Source organism: Agrococcus sp. SL85, from assembly GCF_026625845.1.
GTDB lineage: Bacteria > Actinomycetota > Actinomycetes > Actinomycetales > Microbacteriaceae > Agrococcus.
This window is the reverse complement of record NZ_CP113066.1, coordinates 113821-130544: the sequence shown is the minus strand read 5'-3', so window position 1 is coordinate 130544 and position 16724 is coordinate 113821. Positions and strand designations below refer to the sequence as shown.

At 76.8% G+C, this 16724-nt stretch carries 13 protein-coding genes and 2 pseudogenes; 11 read left to right on the top strand and 4 right to left on the bottom strand.

Features of this window, described 5'->3' with window-relative positions; translation table 11 throughout:
• Positions 1–97 precede the first annotated feature (97 nt).
• From OVA14_RS00585 to OVA14_RS00550, 8 genes are all read left to right on the top strand, one after another.
• Complete coding sequence (locus OVA14_RS00585; RefSeq protein ID WP_267504405.1) at positions 98–829, top strand: response regulator transcription factor; 732 nt, start codon at positions 98–100, stop codon at positions 827–829.
• On the top strand, positions 829–2265 hold the full coding sequence (locus tag OVA14_RS00580) for a sensor histidine kinase (RefSeq protein ID WP_267504404.1): 1437 nt from the start codon (positions 829–831) through the stop codon (positions 2263–2265). Before OVA14_RS00585 ends, OVA14_RS00580 begins: the two co-directional genes overlap by 1 nt.
• 100 nt (positions 2266–2365) lie before the next feature.
• The gene (locus OVA14_RS00575; protein ID WP_267504403.1) at positions 2366–3346 is read left to right on the top strand and encodes a phosphodiester glycosidase family protein; all 981 of its coding nucleotides are present in this window, start codon (positions 2366–2368) and stop codon (positions 3344–3346) included.
• A gap of 2 nt (positions 3347–3348) precedes the next feature.
• Positions 3349–4491: a glycosyltransferase family 2 protein gene (locus tag OVA14_RS00570; protein ID WP_267504402.1), complete on the top strand. Its 1143-nt coding sequence runs from the start codon at positions 3349–3351 to the stop codon at positions 4489–4491.
• On the top strand, positions 4488–5054 hold the full coding sequence (locus OVA14_RS00565) for a DUF4956 domain-containing protein (RefSeq protein WP_267504401.1): 567 nt from the start codon (positions 4488–4490) through the stop codon (positions 5052–5054). Before OVA14_RS00570 ends, OVA14_RS00565 begins: the two co-directional genes overlap by 4 nt.
• On the top strand, positions 5051–5842 hold the full coding sequence (locus OVA14_RS00560) for a polyphosphate polymerase domain-containing protein (RefSeq protein WP_267504400.1): 792 nt from the start codon (positions 5051–5053) through the stop codon (positions 5840–5842). The genes OVA14_RS00565 and OVA14_RS00560 overlap by 4 nt, the downstream gene beginning before the upstream one ends.
• Before the next feature lie 39 nt (positions 5843–5881).
• Positions 5882–7537, top strand: a complete 1656-nt coding sequence (locus tag OVA14_RS00555) for a carbohydrate-binding domain-containing protein (RefSeq protein WP_267504399.1) — start codon at positions 5882–5884, stop codon at positions 7535–7537.
• A gap of 119 nt (positions 7538–7656) precedes the next feature.
• Complete coding sequence (locus OVA14_RS00550; protein ID WP_267504398.1) at positions 7657–8616, top strand: aldo/keto reductase; 960 nt, start codon at positions 7657–7659, stop codon at positions 8614–8616.
• A gap of 100 nt (positions 8617–8716) precedes the next feature.
• Here the strand turns inward: OVA14_RS00550 and OVA14_RS00545 are convergent, their stop codons facing one another.
• The 4 genes and pseudogenes from OVA14_RS00545 to OVA14_RS00530 form a co-directional block, all read right to left on the bottom strand.
• Positions 8717–9739, bottom strand: a complete 1023-nt coding sequence (locus tag OVA14_RS00545) for an LCP family protein (protein ID WP_267504397.1) — start codon at positions 9737–9739, stop codon at positions 8717–8719.
• Positions 9740–9815: 76 nt separating this feature from the next.
• Positions 9816–11541: pseudogene (locus OVA14_RS00540) on the bottom strand (gamma-glutamyltransferase family protein).
• Between the two features lie 85 nt (positions 11542–11626).
• Positions 11627–12229 (bottom strand): DUF305 domain-containing protein, encoded by a 603-nt coding sequence (locus OVA14_RS00535; RefSeq protein ID WP_267504396.1) that lies wholly within the window; start codon positions 12227–12229, stop codon positions 11627–11629.
• Positions 12229–14346 carry a heavy metal translocating P-type ATPase gene (locus OVA14_RS00530; RefSeq protein ID WP_267504395.1) on the bottom strand — a complete coding sequence of 706 codons (2118 nt, stop codon included), beginning with the start codon at positions 14344–14346 and terminating at the stop codon, positions 12229–12231. The genes OVA14_RS00535 and OVA14_RS00530 overlap by 1 nt, the downstream gene beginning before the upstream one ends.
• Before the next feature lie 104 nt (positions 14347–14450).
• Between OVA14_RS00530 and OVA14_RS00525 the strand changes: the two genes are divergently transcribed.
• The 3 genes and pseudogenes from OVA14_RS00525 to OVA14_RS00520 all read left to right on the top strand — a co-directional run bounded on the left by OVA14_RS00525 (position 14451) and on the right by OVA14_RS00520 (position 16698).
• Positions 14451–15503, top strand: coding sequence for a hypothetical protein (locus OVA14_RS00525; RefSeq protein ID WP_267504394.1), 1053 nt, complete (start codon positions 14451–14453; stop codon positions 15501–15503).
• A gap of 9 nt (positions 15504–15512) precedes the next feature.
• Positions 15513–15863 (top strand): annotated as a pseudogene (locus tag OVA14_RS13665) (FAD-dependent oxidoreductase); the annotation flags it as partial.
• Between the two features lie 106 nt (positions 15864–15969).
• A complete protein-coding gene (locus OVA14_RS00520) occupies positions 15970–16698 on the top strand; it encodes a hypothetical protein (RefSeq protein ID WP_267504393.1) in 729 nt (242 codons plus the stop codon).
• Positions 16699–16724 lie beyond the last annotated feature (26 nt).

The following is a 16724-nucleotide window of genomic DNA, read 5'->3' as shown; positions in this document are numbered from 1 at the left end:
GCGCTTGGCGTCCTCCAAGGCTCCGCCGGGCCGCCGCTCGTGCGAGCCGCGCACGCTGGTGGCACCCCTGCCGCCCAGCATCGGATTGACTATGGCCATGGATCCTCGCCCCGCCGCCCCGCGCCGCCCGCTCGTGCGCGCCGACGGCCAGCCCATCCGCGCGGTCGTCGTCGACGACGAGGCCAACCTCGCCGAGCTGCTGCGCATGGCGCTCGCCAACGAGGGCTGGCTCGCCCGCACCGCGGCGAACGGGCAGGACGCGCTGAACGCGATCCGCGAGCTGCAGCCCGACGTCGTGGTGCTCGACATCATGCTCCCCGGCATCGACGGCATGGAGGTGCTGCGCAGGCTCCGCGCCGCGGGCAACGAGGTGCCCGTGCTGCTCCTCACGGCGAAGGACGCCGTGACCGACCGCATCGCCGGCATCGAGGAGGGCGGCGACGACTACGTCACGAAGCCCTTCAACCTCGAGGAGGTCGTGGCGCGGCTGCGGCGGATGGTGCGCCGCCACGTCGCGACCGGCGACGACGATCCGCGCCTCGTCGTGGGCGACCTCGTCCTCGACGAGGAGACCTACGAGGTCTCGCGCGGCGGCACGCCCATCGCGCTCACGGCGAAGGAGTTCGAGCTGCTGCGCTACCTCATGCGGAACCCCAGGCGGGTGCTCTCGAAGGCGCAGATCCTCGACGCCGTCTGGAGCTACGACTTCGGCGGCAGGGCCAGCATCGTCGAGATCTACGTCTCGTACCTGCGCAAGAAGGTCGACGCGCTCGGCGAGCCCATGCTGCACACCGTGCGCGGCGTCGGCTACACGATCAAGCCGGCCTGATGCGCAGCCGCGCCTGGACGCTGCGCCGCACCCTCGTGGTCGGCGCGAGCGCCGTGGTGGCGATCGCACTGCTCGTCGCGGGCGCGACGGCGGTGGCGACGCTGCGCCAGTCGGTGCTCGACCGGCTCGACGAGCAGGTGCTCGCCGGGCTCGACATCGCGGGCTCGGGGCGCGGCGGCCCCGGAGGCCCCGGAGGCCAGCCGGGCGACGGGCCCGCGCCGCGCGTGGGCACCCTGCAGCTCGTCGTGGCCGCCGACGGCACCGTCTCCGGCGCCGACTACACGGGGCTCGACGGCGGGGAGATCCCGCTCGCCGCATCGCAGGTGCAGGCGCTCCTCGACGCCGGGCTGGGCGAGCGCACCCCGGCGACCGTCGACCTCGGCGGCGAGGTGGGGCGCATGCGCGTCGCCGCCGAGTCCCGCGACGGCACGACGGTGATCGCGGGCAGCTCGCTCGGCGACGTCGACGCGACGACCGCGGCCTCGGCGGGCATCCTCGCAGCCGTCATGGGGGCCGCGCTGCTGCTCGTCGTCGTGGGCATCGCGATCGTCGTCGCCCGCGCCCTCCGGCCGCTCGAGCGCGTCGCGGCCACCGCGCAGGGCGTCGCGGCGAGGCCGCTCGCGGCGGGCGCGGTCGAGCTGCCGGAGCGCGTGCAGGATCGCGACGCCGATCCGCGCACGGAGGCCGGCCGGGTGGGGCTCGCGCTCAACACGCTCCTGCACCACGTGGAGGCCTCGCTCGCCGCGCGACAGCGCAGCGAGGAGCAGCTGCGCCGCTTCATCGCCGACGCGAGCCACGAGCTGCGCACGCCGCTCGCCTCGATCCGCGGCTACGCGCAGCTCTCGGCGGCCGAGGGAGCACCCATGACCTCCACGCAGCAGCGCTCGCTGGAGCGGATCGGCGCGGAGGCCGTGCGCATGAGCGCGCTCGTCGACGACCTGCTGCTGCTCGCCCGGCTCGACGCGGGGCAGCCGCTGCGGCAGGAGCGGGTCGACCTCGCGCTGCTGCTCATCGACGCCGTGGGCGACGCGCACGCCGCGGCGCCCGGCCACGTGTGGCTGCTCGACGTCGACGAGCCGGTCGAGGTGCCCGGCGATCCTGACCGGCTGCGCCAGGTGCTCGCGAACCTGCTGGGGAACGCCCGCGTGCACGCGCCGGCCGGCACGACGGTGACGGCCTCGCTCGATCGCGAGGGCGCGGAGGCGGTGGTGCGGGTCGTCGACGACGGCCCCGGCATCGATCCCGCGCTGCAGGAGCGGCTGTTCCAGCGCTTCGCGCGCGGCGACGAGGCGCGGCAGCGCGCCTGGGGCAGCACGGGCCTCGGCCTGTCGATCTCGGCGGCGATCGTCGCGGCCCACGGCGGCCGCATCGAGGTCGAGAGCGCCCCCGGCCGCACGGCCTTCGCGGTGCGGCTCCCGCTCGCCGAGCGCGCATAGGCGGCGCACAGGCCCGTCATCGGGGATCGCTCGGCTCCGCTCATGCGCGGCCAAGGTGCGGTTCTGCTCCGGGCAGGGGCCCCCGCGGATCGTGGGATCCATGCACGACGCCGCCTCTTCCACTCCCGCCCCCGCTCCCGCTCCCGGCGCGCCCGTCGGCGCCGACCAGCCCGCCGCCAGCCCGCGCCGCCGCCTCGGCACCCGCGCCCGCGTCGCGATCGCCGCCGGCCTCGTCGCCTGCACGACCGCGATCGGCGGCGTCGCCTGGGCGCTCGACCGCTTCGTCGTCGAGCACGTCGAGGTCGTCAGCGCCTCCTCGCTCGAGCGTGCCGCGGGCACCGCGGCCGTCGCCGCCGAGGCGGGCACGGCCTCCGCGACCGTCACGACGGAGACGGTGGGGGAGGGCGACGACGCCGCGGCGGTGACGACGGCGATCCTCGAGCTGGACGACATCACGCAGCTGCGCAGCGCCTTCGCCGACGACGCCTTCGGCGAGAACATCACCGAGCTGCCGAGCGTCATCGCCGAGCAGGTGGGCGCGAGCATCGCCATCAACGGCGACTACTACGGCTTCCGCGACACCGGCATCGTCATCCGCAACGGCGTGCTCTACCGCGACGAGGGCGTCCGCGAGGCGCTCGTGCTCTACCGCGACGGCACCGCCGCGATCGTCGACGAGACCGCCACGAGCGGCGAGGAGCTGCTCGCCGACGGGGCCTGGCAGACGCTCTCGTTCGGCCCCGCGCTCGTCGAGGACGGCGCGGTCGTCGGCGGCATCGAGAGCGTCGAGGTCGACACGAACGTCGGCAACCACTCCATCCAGGGCGACCAGCCGCGCACCGCCGTCGCGGTGCTCGAGGACGGGCGGATCGCGCTCGTGGTCGTCGACGGCCGCAGCGACGAGAGCGCGGGCATGACGCTCACCGAGCTCGCGTCCTCCCTGCAGGGCCTCGGCGCGGACGTCGCCTACAACCTCGACGGCGGCGGCTCCTCGACGATCGTCGTCGACGGGGAGGTCGTGAACGAGCCGTCGAACGGCGGCGAGCGCGCCACGAGCGACATCCTCTACGTGGTGGGCTGACCGTGGCCGTCGTCCTGATCTGCGCGCTCGACCCGGACGAGCGCCTCGAGCGCCTCGTGCGGGCGCTCGCGCCTCGGCCGGTCGTCGTCGTCGACGACGGCAGCGGCCCGGGCGCGGCCGCCGCGCTCGCCGCGGTGCGGGCCCTCGGGGCGACCGTGCTCACGCACCCCGCGAACCGCGGCAAGGGCGCTGCCCTCCGCACCGGCATCGGCCACGTGCGCGCCGCCCACCCGGGCAGCGCCGTCGTCACCGCCGACTGCGACGGCCAGCACACGCCCGAGGACGTCGCCGCCGTCGAGGCCGCGCTGGGTGCGCACCCCGACGCGATCGTGCTCGGCGAGCGCGCGCTCGTCGGTGACGTGCCGCTGCGCAGCCGGCTCGGCAACGCCGTGAGCCGGGGCCTCTTCGCCCTCGCCTCGGGCGTCCGCGTCGGGGACGCGCAGACGGGCCTGCGGGGCCTCCCGGCGGGGGCGCTGCGCTGGATCGGGCGGGTGCCGGGCGATCGCTTCGAGCACGAGCAGCGCGTGCTGCTCGAGGCCGCCCGCCGCCGCGTCGTGCTCCACGGGGTGCCGATCGCCACGGTCTACCTCGACGGCAACGCCTCCTCGCACTTCCGCCCGATCGCCGACTCCGCGCGCGTCCTCGCGCCGCTCCTCGGCCCCGTCCTGCGCTTCTCTGCGCTCGGCCTCGCGTGCTTCGCGCTCGACGCGCTGCTCGTCGTCGCCCTCACCGCCGTGCTCGGGCTCGCCGGCCTCGCGGCGCTCGCGGCCCGCGCCGTCACCGCCGGCGTGCACTTCGCGGTCGGCCGTCGCTGGGTCTTCGCCGCAGCCTCCGGGCGCACCCTCGACCAGGCCCGCCGCTACGCGCTGCTCGCCGTCGCGAGCGCCGTCGTCGGCGCGGGCGCGCTGCAGGCGGCCGTGGCCGCCGGCGCCGCCCTCCTGCCCGCGAAGCTCGCGATCGACGCGTGCCTCGCAGGCCTCGCCTACGCGGCGCAGCGCTTCGGCGTCTTCGCCCCGGCGGCGGGCGGGGCGGCGGAGGCCGCACCCGTGCCGCCCGCCACCCGCGCCGTCCCGTCGAGCCGATCCATCCCGAACCGATCCATCCCGAACCGATCCAACCCGAACCCCCACCTGGAGCTCCCGTGAACACCGCCCTCCTGCTCGCCGTCGACGCCCTCGCGATCCTCGTCCTCGCCTACGGCCTCTACTACCGCCGCCACCGCCGCCGCGACCTGCTCGTCGCCTTCGTGGGCGTCAACGTGGGCGTGCTCGCCGTGAGCCTCGTGCTCGCCGACGCGACCGCCTCGATCGGCGTGGGCCTCGGCCTCTTCGGCGTGCTCTCGATCATCCGCCTGCGCTCCACCGAGATCTCGCAGCGCGAGGTGGCCTACTACTTCGCCTCGCTGGCCATCGGCCTCGTCGCGGGCCTCGGCGCCGCCGACCTCGTGCTCTCCGGCGCCCTCATCGCGCTCGTCGTCGGCGCCCTCGCGATCGTCGACCACCCGCGCCTGCTGGCCGCCGGGCAGCACCAGCAGGTGCGCATCGACCGCGCGATCGTCGATCGCGCCGAGCTCGTCGCGCACCTCGAGCAGCTGCTCGGCGGCCGCGTGCGCCAGGCGAGCGTCGTGGAGGTCGACCTCGTCGACGACAGCACCCTGGTCGACGTGCGCTGGGACGTCGCACCGGCGCGGCAGGCGGTGGCGGCATGACCGCCGCATCCGCGTCGCGGACGATCGAGCGCGCCGTCGCCGCGCTCGAGCCGGTGGCGCTCGAGGAGCTCACGGCCGCGGCGGCGCTCCTCACCCGCGTCGACCGCAAGTACGCGCTCGCCGCCGATGACGCGGCGCGGATGCTCGCGGCGCTCCCCGAGGGCACGCGGGCGCTCGAGATCGCGGGCGAGCGCGCGCTGGCCTACGCCTCCACCTACTTCGACTCCGGCGACCTGCTCGCCTACCGGCTCGCCGCGCACGGCCGCCGCCGGCGCTTCAAGCTGCGCACGCGCACCTACGTCGACGCGAACCTCGCCTTCCTCGAGCTGAAGACCCGCGGCGGCCGCGGCACGACCGTGAAGGAGCGCATCGCGTACGCGCCGGAGGACCGGGCCGTGCTCACCGAGGACGGCCGCGCGTACGCGGAGGAGGGGCTCGCCGTCGTCGGCATCCCCGCGCCGCCGCTGCGGCCCGTCATCGAGACCGCCTACCGCCGCACGACGCTGCTGCTGCCCGACGGCGCCACCCGCGCGACCGTCGACACCGACCTCGCGTGGCGCCTCGACGACGGCACGACCCTCCGGACGCCCGGCCTCGTCATCGTCGAGACGAAGGCGACCGGCGGCCCGGGCAGCGTCGACCGGCTGCTGTGGCGCGCGGGGCACCGCCCCGATCGCGTCAGCAAGTTCGCCACCGGCCTCGCGGCCCTCCGGCCCGACCTCCCCGCCAACCGCTGGCACGGCGTGCTGCGCCGCTGCTTCGCCGACGCCGAGCGCACCGCCGCCTGAGCGGCCCACCGACACCGAACCCCTGAGAAGGAGACCACCATGACCACCGACCGCCGCCCGCTCGAGCCCATCCGCGACGAGCCCGCCCTCGCCGCCCGTCCTCATCGCCGCCGCGCGCCGCTGCGCCGCCTGCTGCCCGCCGTCGCGATCGTCGCGACCGGCGCGCTGCTCGCCGGCTGCACCGCCGTCACCGCAGGGATCGCCGCGGCGGGCGCCGGCACGAGCAGCGCCTCCGGCACCACGACCACGACGAGCGCCGTCACGAGCGCCACGCTCGACGAGCTCGTCGCCGTCAACGAGGACGGCACCGTCGTCCGCGAGGACGAGTGGAGCGCCGCCGACGCCATCGACGTGACGCTCTCCGGCACCGGCGCGACCGCCGCGAGCGGCGTGACGAGCGCCGACGGGGTCGTCACGATCACCGAGGCGGGCGTGTACCGCCTCTCGGGTGGCCTCGACGGCAGGGTCGTGGTGGCCGCGGCGGAGGACGCCCAGGTCGTGCTGCTGCTCGACGGCGCCTCGATCGCCTCCGACGACGGCCCCGCGATCGAGGTGCAGACGGCCGACGACGTCGCCATCCACCTCGTCGACGGCACCTCGAGCACGATCGTCGACACGACGGCCTACGCCGCGGACGCCGGGGCGCACGCCGCGATCGACGCCGCGGCCGACCTGACGGTCTCGGGTGCCGGTGCGCTCGCGATCGAGGCCTCGGACGATGGCATCTCGACGAGCGACGACCTCGCGATCATCGGCGGCGAGCTCGAGGTCGTCGCCGGCGACGAGGCGCTGCGGGGCGGCGACTCGCTGCTCGTCGAGGAGGGCGCGCTCCGCCTCGACGCGGGCGGCGACGCGCTGCAGAGCGACCAGGAGGACGGCGAGGGCCGCGGCTGGATCGCGATCGAGGGCGGCACGATCGAGGCGACCGCCGGCGACGACGGCCTGCACGCGGCCAGCGACATCCTCGTCTCGGGCGGCACGATCACCGTGGACGCCGTCGGCGACGGCCTGCACGCCGACGTGGCGCTCGCGATCGCGGGCGGCAGCGTGACCGTCGCGGGGTCCGACGAGGGCCTCGAGTCGGCGCTCGTGCAGATCGACGGCGGCACGATCGACGTCACCGCGAGCGACGATGCCATCAACGGCTCGGCGGGCTCGTCCTCGACGACCGCCGACCAGGGCGGCATGGGCGGCGGCATGGCCGACTCCGGCGAGCTCGTCGCCATCACCGGCGGCGACGTGACGCTGCGCGCCGGCGGCGACGGCCTCGACTCCAACGGATCGATCGAGCTGAGCGGCGGCACCGTCGTCGTCTGGGGCCCGACGAGCGACGGCAACGGCGCGCTCGATGCGAACGGCGGCCTCTCAGTCACCGGCGGCACGCTGCTCGCGGTGGGGTCCGCCGGCATGGCCGAGTCGCCCGACGACACCTCCACGCAGGGCTGGCTGCAGGTGGCCGCGAGCGGCCAGGCGGGCTCGACCATCGAGGTCCGCGACGAGTCCGGCGCGACGATCGCGAGCTTCCAGGCGGCGTCGGCCTTCGCGAACGTCGTGTTCTCGAGCGCGGCGCTCACCGGCACGACCGCGACGGTCGTGGTCGACGGCGCCGAGACCGCGGCGACGCTGGGCACAGCGACCGGTGGCGGCATGGGCGGAGGCCAGGGAGGCCCCGGCGGCCCCGGCGGCCGCCCGTAGGCGCAATGCGTGCGGGGCGGGGCGGGGCGGTGCTGCGGCGCCGCCCCGCCCCGCCCCGCGTCGGCGGCGGAGGCTCGGGCGCGCACCGGGCCTCCCGCCGACGTCCCTAGGCTGGAGGCATGACGACGACGCGCGCCCTCGGCACCTCCGGCCTCCAGGTCTCGACCATCGGCCTCGGCTGCAACAACTTCGGCCGCAGGGGCACCCGCACCGAGGACCAGGCGGGCACCGACGCCGTCATCCACGCCGCGATCGACCACGGCATCACGCTCTTCGACACGGCCGACATCTACGGCAACCCCGCCACGACCTCCGAGGCCCTCATGGGCGTCGCGCTCGCGAAGGCCGGATCCGCCGCCCGCGACCGCGTCGTGCTCGCCACGAAGTGGGGCCACAGCGGCTTCGCGATCGAGGGCACCGAGGGCTGGGGGCCCAAGGGCGCCCGCGGCTACATCCGCAGCGCCGTCGAGGCCTCGCTCCGCCGCCTGCAGACCGACCGCATCGACCTCTACCAGCTGCACACGCCCGACCCCTCGACGCCGATCGAGGAGACCGTGCGCGCGCTCGACGAGCTCGTCGCCGAGGGCAAGGTGCGCGCCTACGGCCACTCCAACCTCAGCGCCGAGCAGATCCGCGAGGCCGCCGCGGTCGAGAGCCCGAACGGGTTCGTCTCGGCGCAGGACGAGTACTCGCTCGTCGAGCGCGACGTCGAGCGCGAGGTGCTGCCCGCGGTGCTCGAGGCCGGCATCGGCTTCCTGCCCTACTTCCCGCTCGCGAACGGCCTGCTCTCGGGCAAGTACACGGCCGACGCGCGTCCGGTCGGCGGCCGCCTGACGGCCCTGAAGCCGCAGCTGCTCGACGAGGCCGACTGGACGCGCCTGGCGGAGTACGACCGCATCGCGCGCGAGGCGGGCCGCACGATGCTCGAGGCGACGTTCCAGTGGCTGCTCGCGCAGCCCGCGGTGACGAGCGTCATCGCCGGAGCGACCCGCCCCGAGCAGATCGCGCAGAACGCGGCCGCCGGCCAGGGCGAGCTCGACCCCGCGACGGTCGAGGAGATCGCGGGCGTCTTCGCCTGAGCGCCGGCGGCGCGGCCCGACTCCGGCGCGGCCGGGCCAGGGAGCGGCCGGGCCAGGGAGCGGCCGGGCCAGGGAGCGGCCGGGCTGCGGCGCGACCGGGCTAGGGGGCGTAGTCGGTGCCGTGCGCGTCGACGTAGGGCTGCACGTCGCCCGCGCGGAGCGCGTCGCCGAGCTCGGCGGTGCGCGCCTCGTCGACGACGTTCACCGACTGCCCCGCCTGGTTCCCGAAGCCGGAGATCGGCGCCATGAGGCTGATCACGGCTGCGTCGTCGAGCTCCTGGCTCATCGCGGCGAGCGCGAGCATGTCCTCGACCGAGAGGTCTCCCGTGATCTTCACGCGCGAGGCCACGTGGCCCATGAGCGTCGCGAGCGCGGCGGGGTCCTCGGCGATGTCGTCGATGCGCGCGAGCATGCCCGCGATGGCGGCCCGCTGCCGCTCGGTGCGGTCGAGGTCGCCGAGCGGCAGGCCCTTCCGCTGCCGCACGAAGATCAGGCCGTCGGTGCCGGAGAGGTGCACGGGGTCGGCCGTGAGGTCGACGACGCGCCCGGTGCTGTTGACCGTGACGCGCGTGGGGTGCTGGTTGTCGGCGTCGAAGCCGTCGAGGGCGCGCGTGAGCCCGATGAACCCCTCGAAGTCGGTCTGCACGACGTAGTCGATCTCGAGGCCGCCGAACAGCTCCGAGACGGTGCTGCGGATGAGCTCGGTGCCGCCGCGGGCGAAGGCGCTGTTGATCTTGCCCGAGCCGTACCCGGGGATCGCGACCCAGGAGTCGCGCGTGATCGAGATGAGCGAGAGCGCGTCGCGCTCGGCCGAGATCTGGGCGAGCATGATCGTGTCGGCCTGCCCCGTGAACGAGCCGGGCGTCCGCGAGTCGGAGCCGAGCAGCAGGGCGGTGACGGCGCCCTCCGGGAGCGGGTCGATCGGCGCGTCCGGGGTGGGCGTCGGCGCGGGGGCCGTCACCGAGGGCTGCGCGCGCGTCGTGCTCGGCGTGGGCTCCGGCTCCTCCTGCGGCCCGCAGCCGACGAGCGCGAGCGCCGCGACCGTCGCGACCGCGATGGCCCGCAGGCGCAGGGCTCGGGGCCCCGGGGCTCGGGCATCCAGGGGGCGTGCGTCGCGTCGCATGGTGCTCCTCGTCGGTTCGGCCGGCGCGCGGGGCGCCGGCGCGTCGAGGCTACCGGAGCCGGAGGCGCGCTCCGGTTCAGCGGAGCGCGGCGTAGCCCTGCTCGTCGCGGGCGTTCGAGGCGGCGCGCACCGTGCCGTCGGCGTCGCGCGCCGCGTACGAGAGCCGGCCGAGCGCCCACGCGCCCGCGTCGGTCACGACGTGGCCGCGCGAGCGCAGGCCCGCGATCGCCGCCTCGCCGAGCCGCGACTCCACGTGGAGGCCGCCCGGCTCCCACACGCGCGGCTCGAAGGAGGAGACGAGGTGCGTGACGTGCCACGAGGGCGCGTCGATCGCCGCCTGCGCGTCGAGCCCGAGCACCCGCATGCCGAGCAGCATCGCCAGCTGCCACTGGTCCTGCTGGTCGCCCCCGGGCGTGCCGAGCGCAGCCGTGCCGCCGTCGTCGTCGACGAGCATCGTGGGCGAGAGCGTCGTACGCGGGCGCACGGAGGGCGCGAGGCTCGTCGTGAGCCCCTCCTCGAGCCACAGCATCTGCGCGCGGGTGCCGAGGCAGAAGCCGAGCTCGGCGATCGTGGGCGCCGACTGCAGCCAGCCGCCGGAGGGCGTGGCCGAGACGACCATGCCGTCGCGGTCGACGACGTCGATGTGGCACGTGTCGCCGCGGGTCGGCTCGCCGGTGCCCGCGGCCTTGGGTGCGGCACCCGCGGCCTCGGCGCGCGGCATGCGCGGGGCGCCGTGCAGCGCGCCGGGGCGCAGGCTCGAGCGAGGCCTCCTCGCCGATGAGCGCGCGGCGCGTGGCCAGGTAGGGCTCGTCGAGGAGTCCCGTGAGGTCGGCGCCGTCGCCGAACCAGGCGTCGCGGTCGGCGAGGGCCAGCTTCGCGGCCTCGGCAGCGAGGTGCACGAGCCGCTCGTCGAAGGCCTCCGCCCGCTCGGGCAGCAGCGGCTCGAGGATGCCGAGCGCCTCGAGCAGCATCGGCCCCTGCGTCCAGGCGCCCGCCTTGTGCACGGTCGTGCCGCGCCACGGCATCGACATCGTGGGCTCCCAGGAGGGCCGCCAGGCGGCGAGGTCGTCGCCCGTCAGGAGGCCCGCGTGGGCGGCGCCGGAGGAGTCCATGAAGGCCTCGCGGCTGTGCCGGTCGACCGCCTCGGCCACGAAGCCCTCGCTCCAGGCGGCGAGCGCGGCGTCGCACGCGGCCTCGCGGCCGAGCCCGCTGCCGGCGTCGGCGAGGCGGCGGTAGGTCTCGGCGAGCGCGGGGTTCCGCACCACGTCCCAGGCCTCGGGCACCTGCGCCGACCACAGCGCGTGCGAGGCGGCCCAGTGCTCGGCGAAGAAGTCGGCGCGGCCCGCGATGGTGCGGGCGACGCGCGGCAGCACCCGGTGGCCGCGCTCGGCGAGCTCGATCGCGAACGCGAGCACCTGCTCCGGCCGCCACGTGCCGTGGTCGCGCACGAGCGTCAGCCACGCGGGCACGGCGCCCGGGACGACGGCCGCGAGCTGGCCGGTGCCGGGGATGTGGTCGATGCCCTCGGCGCGCATCCGCTCGATCGTCGCGGCGGCGGGCGCGACGCCCTGCCCGCACAGCACCTGCGGCTCCTGCCCGGGGAGGCGCACGATGGCGGGCAGGTCGCCGCCCGGGCCGTTGAGGTGCGGCTCGACGACGTGCAGCACGAAGCCCGCGGCGGCCGCGGCGTCGGCCGCGTTGCCGCCCCGCTCCAGCACGGCCATGCCGCTCGACGACGCGAGCCAGTGCGTCGAGGCGACGGCTCCGAACGATCCCTGCAGCGGCGGCCTGGTGCGCATCATGCCCTCCACCGTAGCGAGGTCGCGCCGTGCGGCCGCCGGGGCCGGAGGGCCCGCGGCGGCCGCGTGGGAGGCCGGTCGAGGCGGCTCAGGCGAGCTCGTCGAGCAGCGCCCGCATCTCGTCGACCTCCGCCCGCTGCGTGGCGATCACCTGCTCGCTGAGCGCGAGCGCGGCCGGATCGGCGCCCGCCTCGAGGTGCGCCTCGGCCATCTCGAGCGCGCCCTCGTGGTGCAGGGCCATGCCCTCCAGGAACAGCACGGCGGCGCGGTCGGCGTCGGCGTCGCGGATGGCCGCGAGGTCCTCCTCCGACTGCATCCCGGCCATGCCGTGGTCGCCGTGGTCGGCCATGTCGCCGTCGGCGCCCCAGGCCTCGAGCCACTGCTCCATCTGCGCGATCTCGGGGCCCTGCGCCGCGCGGATGCGCTCGGCGAGGTCGGCGACGCGCGCGTCGAGCCCGTCGTGGGCCAGCACGAGCTCGCTCATCTCGACCGCCTGCTCGTGGTGGGCGGCCATGCCCGTCGCGTACGCGACGTCGGCGTCGTTCCACGTGGCGCCGGCGCCATCGCCGGCGCTCGGCCGCATGCCGTGGTCGCCGTGGTCGGCGGCGGCGCCGCCCGTGCTGCAGCCGGCGAGGCCGAGGCCGACCGCGAGGGCGGCGGCGAGGGGGACGAGGGCGGTGGTGGTGCGCATCAGCGCTCCTTCCTGTCGTCGCCGGCGGCCCGGTCGCCCTCGGGGGCGTCCAGGATCCGCGCGGCGGTGCGGGCGGGATCGAGGTCGAGGCGGCGCAGCAGCTGCGCGTTGAGGGCGACGACGATGGTCGAGGCCGACATGAGCAGCGCGCCCACCGACATGGGCAGCACGAAGCCGACGGGGGCGAGCACGCCGGCCGCGAGCGGCACGGAGACGAGGTTGTAGCCGGCCGCCCACCAGAGGTTCTGCACCATCGTGCGGGCGCTGCGGCGCGAGAGCTCGACGACGCCGAGCACGCTGCGCGGGTCGGAGCTCGCGAGCACGACGCCCGCGGAGGCCACGGCGACGTCGGTGCCGGCGCCGATCGCGAGGCCGACGTCGGCGCGGGCGAGCGCGGGCGCGTCGTTGACGCCGTCGCCGACGAACGCGACGGTGCGGCCCTCGGCCTGCAGCCGCGCGACCTCCTCCGCCTTGTGCTCGGGGCGCACGCCCGCGGCGACGCGCTCGATGCCGAGCTCGCCCGCCACCTGCCGGGCCACGGCCTCCGCGTCGCCCGTCACCATCGCGACGTCGACCCCGAGCGCGCGCAGCGCCCGCACGGCCTCGCGCGACTCCGGGCGGATCTCGTCGGCCAGGCGCAGGGCGCCGGCGACGGCGCCGTCGACGACGACGTGCAGCACGATCGCGCCGGCCGCCTGCCAGGGCGCGACGCCGTCGAGCTCGGATGCGCCCTCCTCGGCGAGCAGGCGCGGGCCGCCGACGCGCACGCGCGCGCCCTCGACCGTCGCGGTGACGCCGACGGCGGGGGAGGAGGCGGCGCCGGAGGCGGCGGGCACGGCGAGGCCGTCGGCCTCCGCCCGGCGCACGATGGCGCGGGCGAGCGGGTGCTCGCTCTCGGCCTCGGCGGCGGCAGCGAGGGAGAGCAGGCGCGGCACGTCGCCGTCGGCGGCGATCGCATCGACCACGGCGGGCTCGCCGGCGGTGAGGGTTCCGGTCTTGTCAAAGAGGACGACGTCGACGCGCCGCATCGTCTCGAGCGCGAGCCGGTCGGCCACGAGCACGCCGCCGCGCGCCGCGCGCTCGGTCGCGATCGAGACGACGAGCGGGATCGCGAGGCCGAGCGCGTGGGGGCAGGCGATCACGAGCACGGTGACGGCGCGCACGACGGCGTCGTCCGGGCTGCCGACGGCCGTCCAGGCGATCGCGGTGACGACGGCCGCGCCGAGCGCGAACCAGAACAGCCAGCCGGCGGCGCGGTCGGCCAGCCGCTGCGCGCGCGTGCTCGATGCCTGCGCGTCGGCCACGAGGCGGCGGATGCCCGCGAGCGCGGTGTCGTCGCCCGTCGCGTCGACCCGGATGCGCAGGCCCGAGTCGGTCGCGACGGTGCCCGCGACGACGCGGTCCCCGGAGCCGCGGTGCACGGGGCGCGACTCGCCCGTGATCATCGACTCGTCGACGCTCGCCTCGCCCTCGACGACCGCGCCGTCCGCGGGCACGCGGGCACCGGGCCGCACGAGCACGAGGTCGCCGACCTCGAGGTCGGCGGGTGCGACCCGCTCGGTGCCGCCCTCGACGATCCGCTCGGCCTCGTCGGGCAGCAGCGCCGCGAGCGCGTCGAGCGCGGAGGACGTCTGGGCGAGCGAGCGCATCTCGAGCCAGTGGCCGAGGAGCATGATCGCCACGAGCAGCGCGAGCTCCCACCAGAAGTCGAGGCCGTGCTCGGCGAAGCCGAGGGATGCGGCCCAGGAGGCGACGAACGCGACGGTGATCGCGAGCCCGATGAGCAGCATCATGCCGGGGCGGCGGCCCCGCAGCTCCCGCACGGCCCCCACGAGGAACGGGCGGCCGCCAACGGCGTAGAGGATCGTGCCGAGCACGGGGGAGACCCACGGCGCCCAGGGGGCGTCGGGCAGCGGGTAGCCGACGATCATCGCGAACATCTCGCTCGCGAGCACCGTGGGGATCGCGAGGGCGAGCATCCACCAGAAGAGGCGGCGGAAGGCGGCGGCGTGGTCGCCGTGGCCGTGGTGGCCGGCGTGGCCGTGGTGCGCGTCGCCGCCGGCGCGGGGCCCGCGCTCGTGTACGGCGCTCGCGGCGTGCGGGTCGTGGCTCGACATGCGGTCGACCGTATACCCCTGGGGGGTATGTCGCAACCCGGATCGTCCACAGGTGCGGCCGCGCTCGGCGCGGGCCGCGGCGCGCCTCCCGCATGCTCCGCGGCATGGAACGAGTCCGCATCCGCACGCCCCAGTCCCTGCTCGCGCTGCTGCCGCGCATCGCCGGCCCCGTGGAGCCCGACGCGCTGTTCGTCGTGCCGCTCGCGCGCGGCCGATCCGGCACCCCCATGACCCTCGACCTGCCGGAGCCCGCGACGGCGGCGGCGCTCGCGGCGGCGATCCGGCGCGGTGCCCCCGAGGCCGACGCCGTGCTCCTCGTCGCGAGCCTCGCGGCACCGATCGGCGCCGGCGCCCTCCCGGGGGCGGCGGGGGAGCGCGCGCTCGTGGCCGCGCTCGTGGCCGAGCGGCTCGGCGTGCTCGAGTCGCTCGCGCTCGCACCGGACGCCTGGGGCGACTACGCGAGGCCGGCGTCCGCCCGGGGGCCGAGGGCCGAGCTCGACCTCGAGGACGATCCCGTGCCGGGCGCGCCGCTGCCGCCCGAGGTCCCGGGCATCCCCGTCGGCGACGACGCGGCCATCGCGCGCCTCGACGCCGCGCTCAGGGCCCTCGCGCCCGCCGCCGTGGCCGCCGCGGCCGACGACCCCGTCCCGGCGCTCGAGGCGGGCCTCGCCGCCGCGCCGCTGCTCGCCTCGGGCGGGCGCTCGGCGCTCGGCGTCGACCGCGCGGCCGAGGCCGCGCTCGCCGTGGCGCTCGTGCATCGGCCGGCCCTCCGCGACCTCGCGATCGTCGTCGCGATCGACGGCCCGGAGGCGCAGGCCGCCGGCGACGCCGCGGGCGCGGCGCGCATGCTGGGCGAGGGGCCGGCACCCGATCACGGCGGCGTCCTCGCGCAGCTGCGGGCCTGGACGGCGCTCGCCGCGGCGACGCCCGTCGAGGATCGCGCGCCGCTCCTCGTCATCGTCGGGTTCCTGCACTTCGCGCTGGGCCGCGGCCGCACCGCGGCGCGCTGCGCCGAGCAGGCGGCCGCGATCGACCCGGGGCTCACGATGGCGCCGCTCCTGCGCGACCTCGTCGACGCGCGCGGCGCGCCGGCCTGGCTGCGGGGGCGCACCGCGCGTCCAGCCCGCGCCGAGGCGCGAGCGGGGGACACCGCGTAGCGTCGCGGCATGGCGAGCGATGGCAAGCACGACGTCCTGGTGATCGGCGGCGGCAACGGCGGGCTCTCCGCCGCGGCGCGCCTGCGGCGGCGCGGCTGCCCCGACGTCGGGCTCGTCGAGCCCTCCGAGGTCCACGTCTACAAGCCGCTCCAGAACTACGTCGCCACGGGCCTCGCGCCCATGGCCGCGCTCACGAGGCCGCAGGCACCGCTCATCCCGCAGGGGGTGACGTGGCATCGCGCGGCCGCGGTCCGGATCGACCCCGAGGCGCGCGTCGTCGAGCTCGACGACGGCAGGAGGCTCCGCTACGGCGACCTCGTGCTCGCCCCCGGCGCCCGCATCGACTGGGCGGCGCTGCCGGGCGCCGCGGACGCGCTCGACGCGCGCCTGGCCGTCACGGCCTTCGAGCCTGCCGAGGCTCGCGGCCGCGGCGGAGCGGCTGGCCGCGCTGCGCGAGGGCACGGCGATGTTCACGCTCCACGACCAGCCGGCATCCGGGCGCGAGACGGCGCTGAAGCCGCTGCTCATCGCGTGCGACCGCTGGCGCGCGGAGGGTGCGCTCGACCGGATCGACGTCGTGCTCGTCCACGAGGGCGAGGCGCTGCACCCCGTGCCGCGGATCGCGGCCGAGGTCGGCCGGCACCTCGACCGCTACGGCGTGCGCACGATCGCCCGCTCCCGGCTCGTCGCGATCGAGGGCGACGTCGCGGTGCTCGAGGGCCCGGGCGGCGCGCGCCGCGAGCGGGTCGCGCTGCTGCACGTGCTCCCGCCGTACGCGCCGCAGCCGCTCGTCGCCGCCTCGGGGCTCGACGGGCCGGGCAGCGGCGGGTTCGTCGACGTCGACCCCGATCCGCTGCGCCACCGCGCGCATCCCCGGATCTGGGGCGTCGGCGACGGCGCGGCGCTCGGCGACGGCCGCACGGGCGGCGCGCTCCGCCATCAGGTGCGCATCGTCGTCGACAACATCCGGCATGCGCGCGCCGGCGCGAGGCTCGAGCGCTACGACGGCTACACGGTCGCGCCCATCGCCACCGGGCGCCGCAGCCTCTCGTTCGGCGAGTACGACCGGCAGCTGCGGGTGCGCGGCAGCATCCCGCTCGTCGACGAGGTGCGCTCGAGCCCCGTGTGGCACCTCGTCGACCGCTACGCGCTGCCGCGCACGTACTGGCGGGGCATCCTCGCGGGCCGTCTCTGAGAGCCGCCCGCATGGCCTCCATCCCC

Coding starts and splice junctions, on each gene's coding strand:
- OVA14_RS00585 (WP_267504405.1), top strand. CDS start 98: ATGGATCCTCGCCCCGCCGCCCCGCGCCGCCCGCTCGTGCGCGCCGAC.
- OVA14_RS00580 (WP_267504404.1), top strand. CDS start 829: ATGCGCAGCCGCGCCTGGACGCTGCGCCGCACCCTCGTGGTCGGCGCG.
- OVA14_RS00575 (WP_267504403.1), top strand. CDS start 2,366: ATGCACGACGCCGCCTCTTCCACTCCCGCCCCCGCTCCCGCTCCCGGC.
- OVA14_RS00560 (WP_267504400.1), top strand. CDS start 5,051: ATGACCGCCGCATCCGCGTCGCGGACGATCGAGCGCGCCGTCGCCGCG.
- OVA14_RS00555 (WP_267504399.1), top strand. CDS start 5,882: ATGACCACCGACCGCCGCCCGCTCGAGCCCATCCGCGACGAGCCCGCC.
- OVA14_RS00550 (WP_267504398.1), top strand. CDS start 7,657: ATGACGACGACGCGCGCCCTCGGCACCTCCGGCCTCCAGGTCTCGACC.
- OVA14_RS00545 (WP_267504397.1), bottom strand. CDS start 9,739: ATGCGACGCGACGCACGCCCCCTGGATGCCCGAGCCCCGGGGCCCCGA.
- OVA14_RS00535 (WP_267504396.1), bottom strand. CDS start 12,229: ATGCGCACCACCACCGCCCTCGTCCCCCTCGCCGCCGCCCTCGCGGTC.
- OVA14_RS00530 (WP_267504395.1), bottom strand. CDS start 14,346: ATGTCGAGCCACGACCCGCACGCCGCGAGCGCCGTACACGAGCGCGGG.
- OVA14_RS00525 (WP_267504394.1), top strand. CDS start 14,451: ATGGAACGAGTCCGCATCCGCACGCCCCAGTCCCTGCTCGCGCTGCTG.
- OVA14_RS00520 (WP_267504393.1), top strand. CDS start 15,970: ATGTTCACGCTCCACGACCAGCCGGCATCCGGGCGCGAGACGGCGCTG.